This is a genomic window from Arthrobacter sp. MSA 4-2 (assembly GCF_016405885.1).
Taxonomy (GTDB): Bacteria; Actinomycetota; Actinomycetes; order Actinomycetales; family Micrococcaceae; genus Arthrobacter_D.
The window spans coordinates 41,646-61,886 of the sequence record NZ_JAEKGC010000009.1 but is presented as its reverse complement, the minus strand read 5'-3'; the positions used below and the strand labels follow the sequence as shown (position 1 = coordinate 61,886).

Sequence of the window (20,241 nt, the reverse complement as noted above, 5' to 3'; positions counted from 1 at the left end):
CGGCCCATACCGGCCCGGAAGCGGTCCCGGAAAGGTACACCATTAGATGGAGGAAATTCGTGAGCCAGTACACGCTGCCCGACCTTGATTATGATTATGCGGCCCTTGAACCGCATATCTCCGCGCGGATTATGGAGCTTCACCACAGCAAGCACCACGCCACCTATGTCAAGGGTGCCAACGACGCGCTGGCACAGCTGGCGGAGGCCCGCGAAAAGGGTGAGTTTGGGAACATCCCCAAGCTGTCGAAGGACCTGGCCTTCCACCTCGGCGGCCACACCAACCACTCGATCTTCTGGAAGAACCTCTCACCGGACGGAGGAGACCTCCCCACCGGTGAACTGGCCGCCGCACTCGACGACGCGTTCGGGTCCTTCGAGGCCTTCCGCAGCCACTTCAACGCCGCCGCCATCAGCCTTCAGGGCTCCGGCTGGGCCGTCCTCGCCTACGAGCCGCTCGGCGGCAACATCGTGATCGAGCAGCTCTACGACCAGCAGGGCAACGTTCCGGTCGGAACCATCCCGCTGCTCATGCTCGACATGTGGGAGCACGCCTTCTACCTCGACTACGTCAATGTCAAGGCCGATTACGTCAAGGCCTTCTGGAATATCGTGAACTGGACCGACGTCGCGGCACGGTTTGACCGCGCCCGGTCCGGCGCATCGAGCCTGGTCGTCCCCGGCGTCTAACGCCCGGTTGCGTTCCGCCTGTGCCCGCCTCCGCGGGACGGGCACGCGCTTCGGGGCGGGGGCGCAGGCCCCCGCCCCGAAGCACCGCAAAACCTGATGGACCGAAAGGATCATCGGACCCGCACAACGGCGTGCAGCGCAAGCAGCTGCCGGACCGGCCGAACAGGCCCTGGCAGCATCACTAATAAGGAGATGGAAACCAGTGACTACCCGTATTGGAATCAATGGCTTTGGCCGGATCGGCCGTAACTACTTCCGGGCGGCGCTCGATCAGGGCGCGGATCTGGAAATCGTGGCGGTCAACGACCTCACCAGCCCCGAGACCCTGGCCCACCTGCTCAAGTACGACTCCGTGGCGGGCCGCCTGGGCGTGAGCGTTGAGGCCGACGGCGGGGACCTGGTGGTCGACGGCAAGCGCATCAAGGTCCTGGCCGAGCGCGACCCCGCGAACCTGCCCTGGGCAGACCTGGGCGTGGACATCGTGGTCGAATCGACAGGGTTCTTCACCAAGGCCTCCGACGCGCAGAAGCACATCGATGCCGGTGCGAAGAAGGTCCTGATCTCGGCCCCCGCCTCCGACGAGGACTTCACCGTGGTCCTGGGCGTCAACGACGGCGACTACGACCCGGCGAACCACCACATCATCTCCAACGCCTCCTGCACCACCAACTGCCTGGGCCCGCTGGCGAAGGTCCTCCAGGACTCCTTCGGCATCGAACGCGGTCTGATGACCACCGTCCACGCCTACACGGCGGACCAGAACCTCCAGGACGGCCCGCACAAGGACCTGCGCCGGGCGCGCGCGGCCGGCATCAACATGGTGCCGACCTCCACCGGAGCCGCCAAGGCCATCGGCCTGGTCCTGCCCGAGCTCAAGGGCAAGCTCGACGGGTATGCCATCCGCGTCCCCGTGCCCACCGGCTCGGCCACCGACCTGACCGTCACGGTCGGCAGGGAGGTCACCGTCGACGAGGTCAACGCCGCCTACAAGGCCGCCGCCGAAGGCCCCCTGAAGGGCTACCTGACCTACACCGAGGACCCGATCGTGTCCTCGGACATCGTCGGGGACCCGGCGTCCTCGATCTTCGACTCCGGGCTGACCAAGGTCATCGGCAACCAGGTCAAGGTCGTGTCCTGGTACGACAACGAGTGGGGATACTCGAACCGCCTCGTTGACCTCACCGAAATCGTCGCTTCCAAGCTCTCCTGACCCAGTGGGCTACGCATCGATCGACGACCTCCTGGCGGAAGGGGTCCGCGGCCGGCGGATCCTGGTCCGCTCGGACCTCAACGTTCCCCTTGACGACTCCCAGCGGGTCACCGACGACGGGCGCCTTCGGGCGTCGCTTCCCGTGCTGCGCAAGCTCAGCGAGGCCGGAGCCGCCGTCATCGTGATGGCTCACCTTGGACGCCCCAAGGGTGCGCCCGAGGCGAAGTACTCGCTCCGCCCCGCCGTCGACCGCCTGGCCGAGCTCGCGGACTTCTCCGTGACGCTCGCGGGGGATACCGCCGGGGAGCAGGCGCGGGCAGCAGCCCAGGCGCTCTCCGACGGGGAGGTCCTGGTGCTGGAGAACGTGCGGTTCGACCCGCGCGAGACCAGCAAGGACGAGAGCGAACGCGCCGCACTCGCACACGAGTTCGCGGGGCTCGCCGGCAGCTCGGGGGCGTACGTCAATGACGCTTTCGGTGCCGTGCACCGCAAGCATGCAAGCGTGTACGACCTCGCCGCGATCCTTCCCTCCTACCAGGGCGACCTGGTGAAGGCGGAGGTCGAGGTGCTCCAGCGGCTCACCACTGACCCCGAGCGGCCCTTCGTGGTCGTCCTCGGCGGATCGAAGGTCTCCGACAAGCTGGCAGTCATCGAGAACCTGCTGGGCAAGGCCGACCGGCTCCTGATCGGCGGAGGAATGGTCTTCACGTTCCTCGCCGCCCAGGGGCACAAGGTGGGTGCCTGCCTGCTTGAGGCCGACCAGCTGGATACAGTGCGCGGCTACCTCGACCGCGCGGCGGAGGCGGGCACGGAGTTTGTCTTCCCGACGGACATCGTGGTTGCCGAGAAGTTCGCGCCCGACGCCGGACACGGGGTGCTCGCGGCCGATGCAATCGAGTCCGGCCCCTACGGCGCCGGCGGGATCGGCCTCGACATCGGACCGGTCAGCGGCTCCGATTTCGCGGCGCACATCGCGCAGGCGAAGACCGTGTTCTGGAACGGGCCCATGGGCGTGTTCGAGTTCGAGGCTTTCGCCGAGGGGACCCGCGTGGTTGCACAGGCCCTCGTCGAGGCGCAGCGCAACGGCGCCCTGACGGTGGTGGGTGGAGGCGACTCCGCCGCCGCGGTCCGGGGCCTCGGGTTCGAGGACACCCAGTTCGGCCACATCTCTACCGGAGGCGGGGCAAGCCTCGAATACCTCGAGGGCAAGGAGCTCCCCGGCCTGACGGCGCTCGAGCGCGCCTGAGGCCACCGGCACGGGAACATTTCCGCCGCAGGACCCGCCCGCACGGGCGGGTCCTGCGGCTCCTGACGACTGAAAGAGAGTTCGGCTATGACCACCTCGACGAACGGCGTGTTCGACCGGCGCCCCCTGATCGCCGGTAACTGGAAAATGAACCTGGACCACGTCCAGGCCATCACCTTCCTGCAGAAGCTCGCGTGGACCCTCGACGACGCCAACCACGACTTCGGCAGGGTTGAGGTGTCGGTGTTCCCGCCGTTCACCGATCTGCGCGGTGTGCAGACCCTCGTCAAGGGGGACGACCTGCCCGTCGTGTACGGCGGGCAGGACCTTTCCCCGCACGACTCCGGCGCCTACACCGGGGACATCTCCGGGCAGTTCCTGAAGCGCCTCGGCTGCACGTACGTGCTGGTGGGCCATTCCGAGCGCCGCACCCTCCACGCCGAATCCGACGAACTGCTCAACACCAAGGTGCACGCCGCGTACCGGCACGACCTTGTGCCCGTGCTCTGCGTCGGGGAGGGCCTTGAGATCCGCCAGTCCGGCACCCATGTGGAGCACACCCTCGAACAGCTCCGCCGGGGCGTGGCCGGCCTCGACGCCGGTCAGGCCGCCCGGCTGGTCGTGGCCTACGAGCCCGTCTGGGCGATCGGCACCGGCGAGGTGGCCGGACCGCAGGACGCCCAGGAGATGTGCGCGGCGATCCGCGCAGAACTGGACGAGCTCTTCGACGGCGACACGGCTGCGAAGGTCCGCCTGCTCTATGGTGGGTCGGTCAAGGCCGCCAACGCCGGAGCGATCCTCAAGGAACGCGACGTCGACGGCGTGCTCGTCGGCGGTGCGAGCCTCGACGTGTCCGAGTTTGCTAGTATTGTCAGGTTCGAACAGCACCTGGTCACAGGCTAGTCGCGCCTCCCCGCCAACGGCGGGTTCTCAGCCTTGAAAGGGCCCCGTGGAAATTCTCCGAATCATCCTGCTCGTACTGCTGGGCGTCACCAGCCTGCTCCTGACGCTGCTGATCCTGCTGCACAAGGGCCGCGGCGGCGGCATGTCCGACATGTTCGGCGGCGGCATGACCTCAAGCATGGGCTCCTCAGGGGTTGCCGAGCGCAACCTCAACCGCTTCACCGTGGCCCTTGGCCTGGCCTGGGGCACCGTGATCATCGCCCTTGGACTGATCCAGCGGTTCCTCGGAGATTCCTGACCCCTCCGACACCGGAGCGTCCTTCGGCGCCGGCGTCCCGGGCACAGCAGCCCGCCGGACGCCGCGGGGAATCAAGCCCTGACGCCGGACCAAGCCAGCCGCAACGCAAAAGCCCCGCCGCTTCCGTAATGGAAGCGGCGGGGCTTTGTCGTTGAACGGTGCTTTCCCGTTGAGCGGGTGGCGCGGGTCGCACCACCCGCTTGAGGGTCTACTGCTCGGCGTCCTCGCGGTTGATCAGGCGGCCGGGGAGCTGCACGGCAGCCTCCTGGTCGATCAGCCACAGGGTTTTGTTCCGGCCGCGGGCACCGGCGGCGGGCACCTGGACCGAGCCGGCACCGGCAAGGGCCAGACCCACCGCTCCGGCCTTGTCCTCACCGGCCACCGCCAGCCAGACCTCCTCCGCCGAGTTAATGCTCTCCAGCGTGAGGGAGATCCTCTCCGGCGGCGGCTTCGGTGCGTCGGCGACGCCTACCACGGTCGAGCCCTTCGTCCGGATCCCCGCCAGCTCCGGGAAGAGCGAGGCGATGTGGGCGTCCGGGCCGACGCCGAGCATCAGCACGTCGAACCGCGGGAGCCGCGGATCGGCGGCGCCGTCCAGCGCTTCCGCTTCGGCCGCTTCCTGCAGCCGTGCCGCATAGTCCTCGGCTGCGGCGTCCTGGTCGGCGAAGTCATCGCTCGAGCCGAACTCGTGCACTTTTGCCGGATCGACCGGAAGGCGGTCAAGCAGCGCCTCGCGGGCCTGTACCGCATTGCGGTCGGGGTGACCGGCCGGCAGGAACCGCTCGTCGCCCCACCAGAAGTGCACCTGCGACCAGTCCACCGTCCGGCAGGTGGGGGAATCCCATACGGACTTCAGGGCCGCCGTGCCGATGGAGCCTCCGGTCAGCACCACGGTGGCCGTCCCGCGCTCGTTCTGCACATCGACGAGGCGGGTGATCAGGCGAGACGCCACCGAGGCGGCAAGCAGGGTCGGGCCGGGGTGGATACTGATCTTTGGCTCAGCGTTCACTGGTTTGTACGCTCCTTAGGTTCGTTTTCGCAAGGCCTTCGGTGATAACTTCCCCGAATACGTCGTCCGGGTCAAGTCGACGAAGCTCCTCGGCGAGGCACTCCTCCAGGCTGCGGCGCGGCAGGGAAATCCGCTGGACCGGCTGGCCGGGCTGGTGCAGCTCGGCCACATCCCGGCCCGGACGGTACAGCTCGATGTCCCCGTTGTCCCGCGAGAGCCGCACCCGGTGCAGGCCGGTACCGGCGGGACCGGCGGCAATTGTCACCGGAGCATCCAGGGCCTGGGTCAACCAGGCGGCCAGGAGGACCGTGCTGGGGGAATCCTCGGCGCCTTCGACCGTGACCTCGGTGATCGTCGACGGCTCGGCCTGGTCGAGGACGGCCGCGAGCTGGATGCGCCAGTTCGTCAGGCGCGTCCAGGCCAGGTCCGTGTCGCCTGCGGAATAGGTCTTCTGCAGGTTAAACAGTGCCGCGGCCGGGTCCGCCTCGTTGGAGGAGTCGGTGATCCGGCGGTGGGCGATGGCCCCGATGGAGGTCTGGGCCGCCGCGGCCGGCATGTGGTGCGACCACCAGGCCACGATCGGGGCGTCCGGCAGCAGCAGGGCCGACACGAGCGACTCGTTCTCGTTTGCCAGGTCTCCGGAGCCGCGGAGCACGATCACCTCGGAGGCACCGGCGTCACCGCCCACCCGGATCTGGCCGTCGAGGCGCGTGGGGTCGTCGGGCGATCCCTGGGCCAGGACGATAATGCGGCAGGGGTGCTCCCGGCTCGCTTCGTTCGCTGCCCGGATCGCCTCCTCCTCGGCCCCGGCGCGGGTGATCACCACGAGGGTGAGCACCCGGCCGAGGGCGACGACGCCGCCCCGGTCGCGCAGGCTCGTGATCTCCTTGGAGACCTTCGACGTGGTGGTGTTCGGAAGATCTACGATCATGGCCTTCTCCAGCTTCTGCCATCGGCGGCCAGCAGCTCATCGGCGGAGGATGGACCCCAGCTGCCCGGCCTGTACTTTTCGGGCTGCTCGTTCAGCGACGCCCAGAACTTCTCGAAGGGATCGAGGATCTGCCAGGACAGTTCGACCTCCTGCTGGCGCGGGAACAGCGGCGGTTCGCCCAGCAGCACGTCGAGGATGAGCCGCTCGTACGCCTCGGGGCTCGACTCGGTGAAGGAGTGGCCGTACCCGAAGTCCATGGTGACGTCGCGGACCTCCATCTGCGTGCCCGGGACCTTCGACCCGAACCGGATCGTCGCCCCCTCGTCAGGCTGGACGCGGATGACGACGGCGTTCTGGCCGAAGTCGTCTTCGTTGTGGTCGAGGAAGAGCAGGTTCGGAGCGCGCTTGAAGACGACCGCGATTTCCGTGACGCGGCGGCCGAGGCGCTTGCCGGCCCGCAGGTAGAACGGCACACCGCTCCACCGCCGGGTGTTGATGTCCAGGCGGATCGCGGCGAAGCTCTCCGTCGTGGAATCGGCTGGGATGCCGTCCTCGTCGAGGAAGCCCTTGACCTCCTCGCCGCCCTGCCAGCCGCTGTCGTACTGGCCGCGGGCCGAGTAGCAGGTCAGGTCCTCGGGAAGCCGCACCGCGGCGAGGACCTTCTCCTTCTCCGCGCGCAGGTCCTCGGCGTTGAAGGAGATGGGCTCCTCCATGGCCGTGAGGGCGAGCAGCTGCAACAGGTGGTTCTGGATGACGTCGCGTGCGGCGCCGACGCCGTCGTAGTACCCGGCGCGGCCACCGATGCCGATGTCCTCGGCCATCGTGATCTGCACGTGGTCGACGTAGTTGGCGTTCCACAGCGGCTCGAACAGCTGGTTTGCGAAGCGCAGGGCCAGGATATTCTGGACCGTCTCCTTGCCAAGGTAGTGGTCGATGCGGAACACGGCGTCGGGCGGGAAGACCTGCTCGACGATGTTGTTCAGCTCCCGGGCCGACTCCAGGTTGTGTCCGAACGGCTTCTCGATGACAACCCGCCGCCACTGGCCGTCACGGGGCTGGGCGAGCCCGTGCTCGGACAGCTTCTGGCATACGATCTCGAAGGCCTTCGGTGGGATCGAGAGGTAGAACGCGTGGTTTCCGCGCGTTCCCCGGGTCTCGTCGAGCTCGCTCAGTGACTCCTGGAGGCGGACGTAGGCGTCGTCGTCGTCGAAGTTGCCCTGAACGAAGCGGATTCCGGCCTCAAGCTGCTCCCACACCGTGTCGTTGAACGGGGTGCGCGCATACTGCTTGACGGAGTTCCGGACCTCCTCTGCGAACTGCTCGTGCGTCCAGTCGCGCCGGCCGAATCCGATGAGGGCGAAGCTGGGCGGGAGCAGGCCGCGGTTGGCCAGGTCGTACACGGCCGGCATGAGCTTTTTGCGGGCGAGGTCGCCGGTGACTCCGAAGAGCACCAGCGACGACGGCCCCGCGATCCGGCTCAGGCGCCGGTCGCGGGGATCCCGCAGGGGATTTGCCTGTTTGGGGGGAAGGGTCTCGTGCATGGCTAGCCGTTCTGCTGGGATTCCCGGCCGGCTCCGGCCAGGAAGTCAATGACACCGCTGAGCTGGCTCAGCCCCGCCGCGCGGTCTGTCAGGTGCAGGCGGACCACGGGACGGCCGTGGGCCTCAAGCACCTGTGCGTCTCCGGCCGCCTGGGCCGAGATCAGTTCCCCGAAGGTGAAGGGCAGTCCCGGAATCTCCAGGTCCGAGCCGGCTGCGCCGGTGATCTGGAGGTACACCCCGGAGGCCGGTCCACCCTTGTGGAACTGGCCGGTCGAGTGAAGGAACCGCGGGCCCCATCCGAAGGTGACGGGCCGGCCGGTCAGGGCGGCCAGCGGGCTGCGCAGCTCCTCGAGCGGTGCCTGGGCGTGCCGGTCCAGGTAGGCCTGGACCGACAGGTAGCCGGTGGGTTCGAGGGTGCCCAGGAGCGCCTGGAGGGCGTCCCCGACGGTGGTGGCGTCCCCGAGCAGTTCCGCGTCGCCGCGGATTTCGATGGCGCCGTCGACGAAGTTCGCCGGCGCCGGAGCGGGCTGGGCGTCAAGGAGGCCGCGGGCGGCCTTCTTCGCAGCCTCCACGTCAGGCTGGTCGAAGGGGTTGATCCCCAGCAACCGGCCCGCGACCGCGGTTGCGAACTCCCAGACGAACATCTGGCTTCCCAGCGATCCACTCACCACCGCGCGGGTCTGTCCGTCCGTGGACACCTCGGCGTCGGAACCGGCCAGGACGACCGGGACGACGTCGTCGGCCACCGTGGCGACCTCGGGGGAGTCCAGGGAGGCCACGACGGGCAGCAGGCCCGTGCCGAGCTTCCCGGTGGACTCCGCGATGAGCTGCTCGGCCCAGTCGGCGAAGCCCGGCAGGCCGGAGCCGCCGTCGGCGAAGACAATCTTGTCGCGCAGCGGCTTGGTGCCCCCGAGCACGGCGCCCAGCCGCAGGCCCGCGTTGTCGGGTCCGTCCTCACCGAGGAACTCGGAGATTTCCTCGGCATCGGCCACGAGGGCTTCGATGTCGGCGCCGGCAAGGCCCGAGGGGACCAGGCCGAACGCCGTCAGGGCCGAGTAGCGTCCGCCGACCTGCGGGTTCGCGTTGAAGACCTGGCGGTAGCCGGCCTCCCGCGCCGAACCGTCAAGCGGCGAGCCGGGATCGGTGACGATGATGATGCGGGACTTCGCGTCGATGCCGGCGTCGGTGAACGCCTTTTCGAAGGCCCGGCGCTGCGAGTCGGTCTCCACGGTGGAGCCAGACTTCGAGGACACCACGATCGCCGTCTCGGCGAGGCGCTCCGCGAGGGCGGCGCTGACCTGGTCGGGGTCGGTCGAGTCGAGGACCACGAGGTCGACCCCTGCGGTCCGGGTGATGACCTCGGGGGCCAGGGAGGACCCGCCCATGCCGCACAGCACGAACCGGGAGACGCCCTCGGCCGCAAGCTCCTCGCGGAGTTTGGCGGTCTGAGGGATCAACGCCCGTGACTCGTCGAACAGGTCGATCCAGCCGAGGCGGATGGAGGCCTCCGGCTCGGCGTCGGGGCCCCACAGGGTGGCGTCCTTGGCCATGAGCCGAGAGGCGACCTTATCCTCGACCAGGGCGGGTAGGGAGGCCTCGATGGCGGCTGCGGCCTCACCGGAAGCGGCGAGCTCGAATGAACCCATCGGTATCAGCGTCCTTCGGTGTCGAGCGCGGTCTGGACGGTCTCGAGGAGTTCGGACCAGCTGGCCACGAACTTGTCGAGGCCTTCCGTCTCAAGCTGCTCGACGACCTCCTTGTAGGAGATGCCCAGGCCATCGAGGTCGTTGAGGACGGCGTTTGACTCCTCGTAGGTGCCGGTGACCGTGTCCCCTTCGATGACGCCGTGGTCGGCCGTTGCCTCGAGCGTCTTCTCCGGCATCGTGTTGACGACACCCTGGGCGACAAGGCCGGTCACGTACAGGGTGTCGGGCAGTGACGGGTCCTTGACCCCGGTGGAGGCCCACAGCGGACGCTGGGGGTTCGCGCCGGCACCGGCGAGGACCTGCCAGCGCTCGGTGGCGAACTGCTCCTCGTACACCTGGTAGGCCAGGCGGGCATTGGCAAGCCCGGCCTTGCCCTTGAGCGCCTTGGCTTCGGGGGTGCCCAGGGCGTCGAGGCGTCCGTCGATCTCGGCGTCGACGCGGGAGACGAAGAAGGACGCGACGGAGTGGATCTTGCTCAGGTCGTGCCCGTTCTCCTTCGCCTTCTCAAGGCCGACCAGGTAGGCGTTGATAACCTCGCGGTACCGCTCAAGCGAGAAGATCAGGGTGACATTGACGCTGATCCCCGCGGCGATGGTTTCCGTGATCGCCTCGAGGCCCTCAACTGTGGCCGGGATCTTGATCAGGACGTTGGTGCGCTGGACCTTGGCGTAGAGGCGCTTGGCCTCCTCGATGGTTCCCTTGGTATCGCGGGCGAGGCGGGGGTCGACCTCGATCGAGACGCGGCCGTCGAAGCCGCCGGTGCGCTTCGCCGCTTCGGCGAAGATGTCGCAGGCCTGGGCGACATCGTGGGTGGTGATGTCGAAGACGGCCTGGTCGAGGGAGGCACCGGCCTGCGCCAGGGCGCCGACCTGCGAGGCGTAGGACTCGCCCTGCTTCAGCGCGGCGGCGAAGATGCTGGGGTTGGTGGTGACACCGACGACGTTGAGCTCTTCGATGAGCCGCTTAAAGGCACCGGAGTTGATGCGTTCGCGGGACAGGTCGTCGAGCCAGATCGAGACGCCGGCCGAGGAAAGGTCGGCCGTTGGGTTGGAAGTCATTGAATTCTCCTTTGAGTCCGCGTTCACGGACACTCGTGTCGGACGGAAGCGGTCGGGCTACTGGTGGTCGCCGGTCTCGGTGGCGCGGGCGCCCGACGGCATGGCCGGGGTGCCGTTAGCTGCCAGCGGGGTGCCGGCGGCGGCGGTGATTGAGTCATGGGCCGCGGCCACGACGGCCTCCGCGGTGATGCCGAACTCGCGGTAGAGGGTCTTGTAGTCCGCCGAGGCACCGTAGTGCTCGAGGGACACGGCACGGCCGGCGTCGCCGAGCAGGCCCTGCCAGCTCTGGGCCACGCCCGCTTCGACGGAGACCCTGGCGCGCACGCTGCGCGGCAGGACCGACTCGCGGTACGCCTCGTCCTGGCTGTTGAACCACTCGAGCGAGGGCACCGAGACCACGCGGGCGGCGATGCCTTCGGCTTCGAGGGTTTCGCGGGCCGAAACGGCCAGCTGCACCTCGGAACCGGTGGCCATCAGGATGACCTCGGGCGCGCCGTTGCGTGCCTCGGCGAGGATGTACGCGCCCTTGGCCACGCCTTCGGCCGAGCCGAAGGTGTCACCGGTGGCTGCCCCGTCGCCGCGCTCGTACGTGGGGATGTTCTGCCGGGTCAGCACGATGCCCGCGGGGTTCTGGGTGTTTTCCAGGATGGTCCGCCAGGCCACGGCGACCTCATTGGCGTCACCGGGGCGCACGACGTCGAGGCCGGGGATGGCACGCAGCGAGGTGAGCTGCTCAACGGGCTGGTGGGTGGGTCCGTCTTCGCCGAGGCCGATGGAGTCATGCGTCCAGACGTAGATGGCCGGCACGCCCATCAGGGCGCCCAGGCGCACCGCAGGCCGCTGGTAGTCGCTGAAGATCAGGAAGGTGCCGGAGAACGCGCGGGTGCTGCTGTGCATCACGATGCCGTTGACGATGGCCGCGGCAGCGTGCTCGCGGATCCCGAAATGGAGCACCCGTCCGTACGGGTTGCCCGACCAGGCCTCGGTCTGCCGGCTCGTCGGCACGAACGACGGGGAGCCTTCGATGGTGGTGTTGTTCGACTCGGCGAGGTCGGCGGAGCCGCCCCACAGTTCGGGAAGGACCGGGCCGATGGCGGTGAGGACCTTGCCGGAGGCGGCACGGGTCGACATGTCCTTGCCTGCGGGGAACTCGGGCAGTGCCTCCTCCCAGCCTTCGGGAAGGGTGCGGGAGGCGATGCGCTCGAGCATCTTCGCCTCGTCCGGGTGGGCTCCGCGCCAGGCGTCGAAGGAGGTGTCCCAGTCGGCGCGGGTGCTGGCGCCGCGCTCAACGACCTTGCGGGCGTGCGCCAGGACCTCGGGGTCGACGTCGAAGTGCTTCTCCGGGTCGAAGCCCAGGGCCTGCTTCAGCGCGGCCACCTCGTCCTTGCCGAGGGCGGAGCCGTGGATCTTGCCGGTGTTCTGCTTGGTGGGGGCAGGCCAGCCGATGATGGTCCGGAGGGACACGATCGAGGGCTTCGAGGTTTCGTTCTTTGCAGCGACCAGGGCGGAATACAGTTCGGCGACGTCTTCGACGTACTCGCCGGTCTTCGTCCAGTCGACCCGCTGGACGTGCCAGCCGTACGCCTCATAGCGCTTCAGCACGTCCTCGGTGAAGGCGATGTCGGTGTCATCCTCGATGGAGATGTGGTTCTCGTCGTAGAGCACCACGAGGTTGCCGAGCTCCTGGTGGCCGGCGAGCGATGAGGCCTCGGAGGTGACGCCTTCCTGGAGGTCGCCGTCGGAGGCGATGACCCAGATGGTGTGGTCGAAGGGGCTCTCACCCTGGGGGGCCTCGGGGTCGAACATGCCGCGCTGGCGGCGCTGGCCGAAGGCGAAGCCGACGGAGGTCGCGAGGCCCTGGCCCAGCGGGCCGGTCGTGATCTCCACACCCTTGGTGTGGCGGTATTCAGGGTGGCCGGGGGTCTGCGATCCCCAGGTGCGCAGCGCCTTGAGGTCATCGAGTTCCAGGCCGTAACCGGCCAGGTACAGCTGGATGTAGAGCGTCAGCGACGTGTGGCCGGGGGAGAGGACGAACCGGTCGCGGCCGGTCCATTCCGGGTCGGACGGGTCATGGCGCATCAGTTTCTGGAAGAGCAGGTAGGCGGCGGGAGCAAGGCTCATCGCGGTACCCGGGTGGCCGTTGCCCACCTTCTCCACTGCATCCGCGGCGAGGACGCGGATGGTGTCCACCGCCTTGTCGTCCAGTTCGCTCCAGTTAAGTTCCTGCTCTTGCATTCGTGCCACGTTGACCGGGCCTTTCTCTGTCCAGGTCGGCCAGCGCCACGGCGCCGTGGGGAGCTGGGGGCAGGGGTACGCGGAGGCACCCGCAGCCTGCTGGCCGTTCACCGTTGAATCCTGCATTTATCCGTGTATTCCCAGTGATGCAGGCACCCCCGCAGGAGGGCCACTTGGGCTTCAAAACCAACCATATCCCTTCCTCGCATCAAAGGAAGTTCACTGGGTAACAAGTCAGAGATGTTGCCGTCCATTCCCCAAAAGTTCCCTTATCGTTGGTGAGCAATGTCACGGGTGGTCACTCCCGGCCCCGGCCTGCGCGGCAGGGTAGGCGGGGCCCGATTTCTACGCGGCGTAAAAGGGTATGATGATTCTGTCTTTTGCCCCAAAAGAAATGAAAGTGTTGCCTTGTGAAGACCCAGCAGGTTTCTGCGCCGGCACGGCCGCCCCGGGCCCGAGGGGGCGTCGGGCGCAAAGCCAGGGCGTATCTCGCCCTGACCAAGCCGCGGGTGATCGAGCTCCTGCTGGTGACGACCCTTCCCACGATGATCTTCGCCCACGGCGGGTTCCCGCACCCCGGGCTGATCCTCGCCACCATGGTGGGTGGGGCGTTCGCCGCCGGCAGCGCCGGCGCCTTCAACTGCTATATCGACCGCGATATGGACAAGGTGATGCACCGGACGGCTAACCGCCCGCTGGTGACCGGGGAGGTCACCCCCCGGGAGGCGCTGATCTTCGCCTGGGCGCTCGGCGCCGCGGCCATCGGCATCCTGTGGTGGGGCGCGAACCCGCTGGCGGCCTGGTTGGGCGTCGCCGCAATCTTCCTCTATGTCGTTGTCTACACGCTCATCCTCAAGCGCCGGACCGCGCAGAACATCATATGGGGCGGCGCCGCCGGCTGCATGCCGGTGCTGATCGCATGGGCTGCGGTGACGAACTCGGTCGAGTGGCCCGCCATCGTGCTCTTCCTCATCATCTTCCTTTGGACACCCCCGCACTACTGGCCGCTTTCGATGAAGTACAGCGACGACTACAACGCGGCGAACGTCCCGATGCTCGGCGCCATTGCCGGGGCGCGCGTCGTCTCCGTCCAGGTCGTCCTGTATGCGTGGGCGACTGTCGCGTGCTCGCTGCTGCTGGTGCCGGCCGGAGCCGGCTGGGTCTACACGGTGGCCGCCGCGGCTGCCGGCGCCTGGTTCATCCGGGAGACCCACCGCCTTCACGCCAAGGCCCGCCAAGGAACCCTCGAGAACCGGGCGGCCATGAAGGTCTTCCACGGCTCGATCAGCTACCTCACGGTGCTCTTCCTCGCGCTGGCGATCGACCCGTTCGTCGGCGGCCCCGTCTTCTAGCGGGAGCGGACGGCGCCGCTAGCATGGGGGAATGACCTTCACCGGGCTCGTCGCCTACCCCATAACGCCCTTCACGGCCGACGGCGGGGTGAACACCCCCGAACTTGCCGCCCTGATCTCTTCCCTGGCGGTCTCCGGGGTCGACACCATCGCCGTCCTGGGTTCCTCCGGGAGCTTCGCCTTCCTCAGCTCGACCGAACGCGATGCGGTGGCCCGCACCGCCGTCGAGGCGGCCGCGGGCGCTGTGCCGGTGGTGGTCGGCATCAGCTCAGTGGGAACCCGCGAGGTGCTGGCGGCCGCCCGGTCCGCCGAACGCGCCGGAGCGTCGGGCCTGGTCCTGTCGCCGGTCTCCTACGTGCCGCTCACCGAGGAGGAGGTGTCCTTCCAGGTGCGCTCCATCGCGGAGTCGACCGACCTGCCGATCTGCCTCTACAACAACCCCCGCACCACCCAGTTCAGCTACGGGCTTGAGCTGGTGGCGGAACGCCTCGCGCTTCCCTCGGTGGTGGCGTTCAAGGACACCGCCGCGGACGTGGCCTCCTTCCGGCAGCGGTATGACCGCCTCCGCTCCCTGACGGACGCCACCTTCAGCCACGGCCTGAGCGGCGACCTGCTGATCGCCTCGGGGGAACTTGCGGCGGACGCCTGGCACACCGGCCCGGCCGCGCTGCTTCCGGCCTATTACGCCCGGTTCCGCGCGGCGGTCACAGCGGGGGACGCTGCCGGGGTTGCGGAGTGCCGCAGGGTGCTGCTGCCCGTGGTGCAGCATGTGGTGAACCTGCGCAAGATCAGCGGGCTGCACCTGCTCGCGCGCGTCTGCGGCATCGACGCGGGGGATCCCCGCCTGCCGCTGCTCCCGGTCCCGGGCAGCGAACAGCGCGAACTGGCGCGGCTCGTCGACGTGGTTGAGGAGGCGCTGGCCCTCAGCGGACCGGTGTCCTGACCTGCCCGAGAGCCCCGGCGGCGGCGCCGGTCGGCTGACGGGTGTACCCCGTGTAGACGGCGTGGACCGCCGCTGCGGTCAGCAGGGAGGCGCCGAGCAGGTGCAGGGCCACCAGCCCGATCGGCAGGTGAAGGAAATGCTGGGCGTATCCCACGGCGCCCTGGGCCAGGACCACGACGGCAAGGAGCACCAGCGACCGGCGCAGGGCCGGCGCCACCCGGTGCCGGTAGGCCAGCGCTACGGCCAGCGCCACGGTCATCACCAGAAGGTAGACCGGTGCGGCGTGAATGCGGGTCATCAGCTCAGGGTCGAGGTTGTTCCGGGCGGCTCCGTGGTCTCCGGCGTGGGGGCCTGATCCGGTCACGATCACCCCGAGGACGACGACGAGCCCGGTGAGTACGGCAATCACCGCCAGGAGCTGGCGCAGGATCCGCGGGGCCGCCTGCGGCAGGCGCTCCCGGCTCTGGGCGGTGGTCAGCCGGGTCCGGTTCACGAGCACCGTGGCGACGCTCACGAGGGCCATGGAGACCAGGAAGTGCCAGCCGACCACCCACGGGTTCAGGTCGGTCCACACGGTGATGCCGCCGATCACGGCCTGCGCGGGGATGCCCGCCAGGAGCGCCACCGAGAGGCGGAAGAGATCCCGGCGCTGGCGGCGCAGGTTGAGCACGGACACCAGCATGGCGACCGCGATCACCACCAGCACAAAGGTGAGCAGGCGGTTGCCGAACTCGATGATCCCGTGCAGACCGAGCTCCGGGGTGCTCACGATCGAGTCGGCGGTGCACCGCGGCCACTCGGGGCAGCCAAGGCCCGAGGCGGTGAGCCGTACCGCTCCGCCGGTGACGACGATGACGATCTGGGACACCAGGGACGCGATCGCCAGCCGGCGGATGAGGGGGGTCTCGGTGGCCGGTAGCCGGGAGCGCAGGCGGGTCAGGGCAGAAGACGGCATGTTCTCAACTCCATCGGAACCAGCGGACGGCGGCGGCACTGGCCACCGCGGCCCAGCCCAGCAGGATCAGGCAGGACAGGGGATGAAAGGATCCCTCAAGGAAGGCGGTGCGCAGCCCGTCGCCCAGCGCGGACGACGGCAGGATCCGCACGAACGGCTCGACGGCGGCGGGAAGTCCGGCGGCGGGAAGGATGATCCCTCCGGCGGCGGCCAGCACGATCCACAGCAGGTTCGTCACCGCGAGCGTCGCCTCCGGCCGCAGCGTCCCGGCCACGAGGAGGCCGAGTGCGGTGAAGGCCGCCGCGCCGAGGGCGAAGGTCAGAACCGCCCAGGGCAGCCCCGACAGTTCCGGGCGCCAGCCCATCAGCACCGCGGCGCCGCCGATCAGCACCACCTGCAGGGCGAGCACCACGGCCACGGCCGCGGCCTTGCCGAAGACCAGGCCGGAGCGGCCCAACGGGGTGGTTGAGAGGAACCGGAGCACACCGTACCTGCGGTCGAAGCCTGTCGCGATCCCCTGGCCGGTGAACGCCGTCGACATGACGCACAGCGCGAGCACCCCCGGGGCCGCGGTGTCGATCCTGCTGGGACCGAAGCCGTCGAGGAGGGGCGTGGCCACGAGGCCGGCGAGGGCCAGCAGGGGCAGGGCGACGGCGAGCACGAGCTGTTCGCCGTTGCGGAGCATCGCGGCGGCCTCGTAGCCGCCGTGGCGCAGCACCCTCCGGGCGAGGGGGGCGGCATGGGTCATCGGATGCTCCGTCCGGCGATGTCGAGGAAAACGTCTTCGAGGGACCGAGGGGCCATGGAGACGGATACGGGCAGGATTCCCTCGGAGTCCCACCACTGGGCCAGGGCCGCGAAGTCGGCCGCCGTGAGGGCGCCGCTGACCAGGTAGTGGCCCGGCTCCGGTTCCGCGCGGTGAAGGTGCGGCAGGAGTCCGGGGGGAATTTCAAGGCCCGGCACGCTCTGGAAGCGCAGTTCCCGGAAGTTCTCCGGAGCGGCCCCGGCCGTCAGGTCGGCCACGGTGCCCTGGGCCACGGTGCGCCCGCCCTCCATGATGTAGACGTAGTCCGCAAGCTTCTGGGCGTCGTCGAGCAGGTGGGTGGTGAGGATGATCGCGAGTCCCGCGGCGCGCAGTTCCTGAATCAGTTCGAACACGATCGTGCGTGACTGGGGGTCGAGCCCGGCGCTGGGCTCATCAAGGAAGAGGACCTCGGGCCGCCCGATCAGGGCGCAGGCGAGGGCGAGCCGCTGCTTCTGGCCGCCGGAGAGGCGGCGGATGGCCGTACCGCCGAAGTCGTCGATCCCCAGCCGTTCGGCGAGTTCATCGACCGGGCGCGGATCCGTGTACATGGAGGCGACGTGGCGCAGCAGGGCCATCGGCTTCACCGAAGGAGGCAGTCCGCCGTCCTGCAGCATGACGCCGACCCGGGCGCGCAGTTGGGGACTCGCGCGGTACGGGTTCTCGCCGAGGAGCCGGACCGTGCCGGCGGTGGGGCGCTGGAGGCCCTGCGCGCATTCGAGCGTCGTGGTCTTGCCGGCCCCGTTGGCACCAAGGATCGCGGTGACGCTGCCCATCGCCGCCTCGAGGTGGACCCCGTCGAGCACCCGGACCATCCGGCCGTCGAGCGAGGGGACCGGCCCGAAATCCTTGGTGAGGCCCTCGATCACCAGGGCGGCGGCTGTATGGTGCACCCGGCTATTCTACGGTACGTAGTAACCGCCCTTGTAGGGGTCGACGGCGGGGGAAGCCTCCCCTTACTGGCACCGAAGTGCACATTACGTCATGATTGTGTTGTGTATTTTTTGACGCGGGCGGGAGGGATGACGCCATGAGTGTGGTTGACCATACCGCCGGGCGGGCGGGGCTTTCCCCTGCGGGGGGCGACACCGACGAGCGCACCCGCGACCGGGTCCTGTCGGCCGTGCTTGAGCGCGGACCGGTCAGCGCCGCCGAACTGGGCAGCGGGCTCGGCTTCACGCCGGCCGCCGTCCGGCGCCACCTCGACGCCCTGTCCCGTGACGGGCTCATTGAAGTCAAGCGCGGCGGAAGCACCGCGACGGGCGCCGGACGGCCCGCTCGACGCTACGTGCTCAGCCAGCGCGGGCAGAGCCGGCTCGGCAACGACTACCTCGACATCGCCCGTGCCGCCCTTCAGCAGCTGGGCGCGGCTGCCGGCCCCGACGCGGTGGCGGAGTTCGCCCGCTCCCGCTTCGCCGGCATGGAGGAGCGCTACCGCCCGCTGATCGAGGCCGCCGGGCCCGACCTCGAGGCCCGCGCACGCGCGCTGGCCGAGGCACTGAGCACCGATGGATTCGTCGGCTCGGCCCGGGTTGTCGGCCCGGCCGGCGCCGCGCGGCCGGCCGCCGGGGGAGCCGCCCCGCGCGGCACCCTGCTCAGTGTCCAGCTCTGCCAGGGCCACTGCCCGGTGCAGCAGCTCGCCGCTGACTTTCCCGCGTTCTGCGACCAGGAGACGGCGGCGTTCTCCCGGCTGCTCGGCGTCGACGTGCGCAGGCTCTCCACCCTGGCCAGCGGCGGCCATGTCTGCACCACCCACATTCCCCTCGGGCGCACAGCAGCCGCGCCCCCGGCGGGTGCCTCCCGCGCCGAACCCGGCGCCGCACCCCGCTCCTCGAATTTGCCAAACCATCAGCAAGGAAGGCCGTGATGACGGATCAAGTAGACCAGAAGCCACTGACCCCGACCCCCGTCCCGGAGTCGGTCATCAGCGACATCCTGGAAAAGAACCCCGAACTCGAAGGCATCGGCACCTACCAGTACGGCTGGGCCGATAAGAACGAGGCGAGCGCCAACGCCCGCCGCGGCCTGAGCGAAGAGGTCGTCCGCGACATCTCGGCGAAGAAGAACGAGCCCGAGTGGATGCTCGACCTGCGCCTGAAGGGCCTGAAGTACTTCGACCGGAAGCCCATGCCCTCCTGGGGCGCGGATCTGTCCGGCATCGACTTCGACAACATCAAGTACTTCGTGCGGTCCACCGAGAAGCAGGCGAACACGTGGGAGGACCTCCCCGAGGACATCCGCAACACGTACGAGAAGCTCGGCATCCCCGAGGCCGAGCGTGCCCGCCTGGTCTCCGGCGTCGCGGCCCAGTACGAGTCCGAGGTGGTGTACCACCAGCTCCGCGAGGACCTCGAGCGCCAGGGCGTCATCTTCCTCGACACCGACACCGCGCTGCGCGAACACCCGGAGATCTTCAAGGAGTACTTTGGCTCGATCATCCCGGTGGGCGACAATAAGTTCGCCTCGCTGAACACGGCCGTCTGGTCGGGCGGTTCCTTCGTGTACGTGCCGAAGGGCGTCCACGTCGAGATCCCGCTGCAGGCCTACTTCCGGATCAATACAGAGAACATGGGCCAGTTCGAGCGGACCCTGATCATCGCCGACGAGGGCTCCTACGTTCACTACATCGAGGGCTGCACCGCCCCGATCTACACCTCCGACTCGCTTCACTCGGCCGTCGTCGAGATCGTCGTGAAGAAGAACGCCCGCGTCCGGTACACGACCATCCAGAACTGGTCGAACAACGTGTACAACCTCGTCACCAAGCGCGCCGTGGCCCACGAGGGCGCCACCATGGAGTGGATCGACGGCAACATCGGCTCCAAGGTCACCATGAAGTACCCGGCCGTCTACCTCGTCGGCGAGCACGCCAAGGGCGAGACCCTGTCCATCGCGTTCGCCGGTGAGGGTCAGCACCAGGACACCGGGTCGAAGATGGTCCACATCGCCCCCAACACCAAGTCCTCGATCATCTCGAAGTCGGTGGCCCGCGGCGGCGGCCGTGCCGCCTACCGCGGCCTGGTGCAGGTGCGTGAGGGTGCGAAAAACTCGGCCAACACGGTCCGCTGCGACGCGCTGCTGGTGGACACCATCTCCCGCTCCGACACCTACCCTTACGTCGATATCCGCGAGGACGACGTCACGATGGGCCACGAGGCCACGGTGTCCAAGGTCAGCGAAGAGCAGCTGTTCTACCTGATGTCCCGCGGCATGCCCGAGGACGAGGCCATGGCCATGATCGTGCGCGGATTCATCGAGCCGATCGCCCGCGAGCTTCCCATGGAGTACGCGCTCGAACTGAACCGCCTGATCGAACTCCAGATGGAAGGGGCCGTAGGCTAGCAATGGCTGAAGCGACCAAGA

18 protein-coding genes are annotated in these 20,241 nt (G+C 68.7%); 9 read left to right on the top strand and 9 right to left on the bottom strand.

Features of this window, described 5'->3' with window-relative positions:
- Positions 1 to 59: 59 nt before the first annotated feature.
- The 5 genes from I6N91_RS11375 to secG all read left to right on the top strand — a co-directional run bounded on the left by I6N91_RS11375 (position 60) and on the right by secG (position 4,346).
- A complete protein-coding gene (locus I6N91_RS11375) occupies positions 60 to 689 on the top strand; it encodes a superoxide dismutase (protein WP_133402507.1) in 630 nt (209 codons plus the stop codon).
- A gap of 202 nt (positions 690 to 891) precedes the next feature.
- Complete coding sequence (gene gap, locus I6N91_RS11370; protein WP_198812670.1) at positions 892 to 1,899, top strand: type I glyceraldehyde-3-phosphate dehydrogenase; 1,008 nt, start codon at positions 892 to 894, stop codon at positions 1,897 to 1,899.
- Between the two features lie 4 nt (positions 1,900 to 1,903).
- Entirely contained in the window at positions 1,904 to 3,145 is a 1,242-nt protein-coding gene (gene pgk / locus I6N91_RS11365) for a phosphoglycerate kinase (protein ID WP_198812669.1), read from the top strand.
- An 87-nt stretch (positions 3,146 to 3,232) separates the two neighbouring features.
- Positions 3,233 to 4,048 (top strand): triose-phosphate isomerase, encoded by an 816-nt coding sequence (gene tpiA / locus I6N91_RS11360; RefSeq protein ID WP_198812668.1) that lies wholly within the window; start codon positions 3,233 to 3,235, stop codon positions 4,046 to 4,048.
- Between the two features lie 46 nt (positions 4,049 to 4,094).
- A complete protein-coding gene (secG, locus tag I6N91_RS11355) occupies positions 4,095 to 4,346 on the top strand; it encodes a preprotein translocase subunit SecG (RefSeq protein ID WP_159616358.1) in 252 nt (83 codons plus the stop codon).
- Positions 4,347 to 4,554: 208 nt separating this feature from the next.
- On the opposite strand, the gene pgl is transcribed toward secG, so the two are convergent.
- The 6 genes from pgl to tkt are packed head-to-tail and all read right to left on the bottom strand — an operon-like array spanning position 4,555 to position 12,826.
- The gene (gene pgl / locus I6N91_RS11350) at positions 4,555 to 5,355 is read right to left on the bottom strand and encodes a 6-phosphogluconolactonase (RefSeq protein ID WP_198812667.1); all 801 of its coding nucleotides are present in this window, start codon (positions 5,353 to 5,355) and stop codon (positions 4,555 to 4,557) included.
- The gene (locus I6N91_RS11345) at positions 5,345 to 6,286 is read right to left on the bottom strand and encodes a glucose-6-phosphate dehydrogenase assembly protein OpcA (RefSeq protein ID WP_198812666.1); all 942 of its coding nucleotides are present in this window, start codon (positions 6,284 to 6,286) and stop codon (positions 5,345 to 5,347) included. Before I6N91_RS11345 ends, pgl begins: the two co-directional genes overlap by 11 nt.
- On the bottom strand, positions 6,283 to 7,827 hold the full coding sequence (gene zwf, locus I6N91_RS11340) for a glucose-6-phosphate dehydrogenase (protein ID WP_198812665.1): 1,545 nt from the start codon (positions 7,825 to 7,827) through the stop codon (positions 6,283 to 6,285). Before zwf ends, I6N91_RS11345 begins: the two co-directional genes overlap by 4 nt.
- Positions 7,828 to 7,829: 2 nt before the next feature.
- Positions 7,830 to 9,473, bottom strand: coding sequence for a glucose-6-phosphate isomerase (locus I6N91_RS11335; protein ID WP_198812664.1), 1,644 nt, complete (start codon positions 9,471 to 9,473; stop codon positions 7,830 to 7,832).
- A 5-nt stretch (positions 9,474 to 9,478) separates the two neighbouring features.
- The gene (tal, locus tag I6N91_RS11330; RefSeq protein ID WP_198812663.1) at positions 9,479 to 10,591 is read right to left on the bottom strand and encodes a transaldolase; all 1,113 of its coding nucleotides are present in this window, start codon (positions 10,589 to 10,591) and stop codon (positions 9,479 to 9,481) included.
- Positions 10,592 to 10,648: 57 nt separating this feature from the next.
- A complete protein-coding gene (gene tkt, locus I6N91_RS11325; protein WP_198812801.1) occupies positions 10,649 to 12,826 on the bottom strand; it encodes a transketolase in 2,178 nt (725 codons plus the stop codon).
- A 410-nt stretch (positions 12,827 to 13,236) separates the two neighbouring features.
- Here tkt and I6N91_RS11320 point away from each other — a divergent pair, with 410 nt between their 5' ends.
- Complete coding sequence (locus I6N91_RS11320) at positions 13,237 to 14,178, top strand: heme o synthase (protein WP_198812662.1); 942 nt, start codon at positions 13,237 to 13,239, stop codon at positions 14,176 to 14,178.
- A gap of 31 nt (positions 14,179 to 14,209) precedes the next feature.
- Entirely contained in the window at positions 14,210 to 15,121 is a 912-nt protein-coding gene (locus tag I6N91_RS11315; RefSeq protein WP_198812661.1) for a dihydrodipicolinate synthase family protein, read from the top strand.
- On the opposite strand, the gene I6N91_RS11310 is transcribed toward I6N91_RS11315, so the two are convergent.
- Genes I6N91_RS11310 through I6N91_RS11300 form a run of 3 tightly spaced genes read right to left on the bottom strand, consistent with a single transcriptional unit; the run spans position 15,102 to position 17,693 of the window.
- Positions 15,102 to 16,076, bottom strand: a complete 975-nt coding sequence (locus I6N91_RS11310; protein WP_198812660.1) for a heme A synthase — start codon at positions 16,074 to 16,076, stop codon at positions 15,102 to 15,104. The genes I6N91_RS11315 and I6N91_RS11310 overlap by 20 nt on opposite strands.
- A gap of 4 nt (positions 16,077 to 16,080) precedes the next feature.
- Positions 16,081 to 16,824: an ABC transporter permease gene (locus tag I6N91_RS11305; RefSeq protein WP_198812659.1), complete on the bottom strand. Its 744-nt coding sequence runs from the start codon at positions 16,822 to 16,824 to the stop codon at positions 16,081 to 16,083.
- The gene (locus I6N91_RS11300) at positions 16,821 to 17,693 is read right to left on the bottom strand and encodes an ABC transporter ATP-binding protein (protein ID WP_198812799.1); all 873 of its coding nucleotides are present in this window, start codon (positions 17,691 to 17,693) and stop codon (positions 16,821 to 16,823) included. The genes I6N91_RS11305 and I6N91_RS11300 overlap by 4 nt, the downstream gene beginning before the upstream one ends.
- Before the next feature lie 215 nt (positions 17,694 to 17,908).
- On the opposite strand from I6N91_RS11300, the gene I6N91_RS11295 reads away from it, so the two are divergent.
- A complete protein-coding gene (locus I6N91_RS11295) occupies positions 17,909 to 18,745 on the top strand; it encodes a metalloregulator ArsR/SmtB family transcription factor (RefSeq protein ID WP_198812658.1) in 837 nt (278 codons plus the stop codon).
- Positions 18,745 to 20,220 carry a Fe-S cluster assembly protein SufB gene (gene sufB, locus I6N91_RS11290; protein WP_120168205.1) on the top strand — a complete coding sequence of 492 codons (1,476 nt, stop codon included), beginning with the start codon at positions 18,745 to 18,747 and terminating at the stop codon, positions 20,218 to 20,220. The genes I6N91_RS11295 and sufB overlap by 1 nt, the downstream gene beginning before the upstream one ends.
- The last annotated feature ends 21 nt before the right edge of the window (positions 20,221 to 20,241 follow it).

Coding starts and splice junctions, on each gene's coding strand:
- tal (WP_198812663.1), bottom strand. CDS start 10,591: ATGACTTCCAACCCAACGGCCGACCTTTCCTCGGCCGGCGTCTCGATC.
- tpiA (WP_198812668.1), top strand. CDS start 3,233: ATGACCACCTCGACGAACGGCGTGTTCGACCGGCGCCCCCTGATCGCC.
- sufB (WP_120168205.1), top strand. CDS start 18,745: ATGACGGATCAAGTAGACCAGAAGCCACTGACCCCGACCCCCGTCCCG.
- I6N91_RS11305 (WP_198812659.1), bottom strand. CDS start 16,824: ATGACCCATGCCGCCCCCCTCGCCCGGAGGGTGCTGCGCCACGGCGGC.
- tkt (WP_198812801.1), bottom strand. CDS start 12,826: ATGCAAGAGCAGGAACTTAACTGGAGCGAACTGGACGACAAGGCGGTG.
- I6N91_RS11300 (WP_198812799.1), bottom strand. CDS start 17,693: ATGGTCCGGGTGCTCGACGGGGTCCACCTCGAGGCGGCGATGGGCAGC.
- I6N91_RS11335 (WP_198812664.1), bottom strand. CDS start 9,473: ATGGGTTCATTCGAGCTCGCCGCTTCCGGTGAGGCCGCAGCCGCCATC.
- zwf (WP_198812665.1), bottom strand. CDS start 7,827: ATGCACGAGACCCTTCCCCCCAAACAGGCAAATCCCCTGCGGGATCCC.
- I6N91_RS11295 (WP_198812658.1), top strand. CDS start 17,909: ATGAGTGTGGTTGACCATACCGCCGGGCGGGCGGGGCTTTCCCCTGCG.
- I6N91_RS11345 (WP_198812666.1), bottom strand. CDS start 6,286: ATGATCGTAGATCTTCCGAACACCACCACGTCGAAGGTCTCCAAGGAG.
- I6N91_RS11315 (WP_198812661.1), top strand. CDS start 14,210: ATGACCTTCACCGGGCTCGTCGCCTACCCCATAACGCCCTTCACGGCC.
- I6N91_RS11310 (WP_198812660.1), bottom strand. CDS start 16,076: ATGCCGTCTTCTGCCCTGACCCGCCTGCGCTCCCGGCTACCGGCCACC.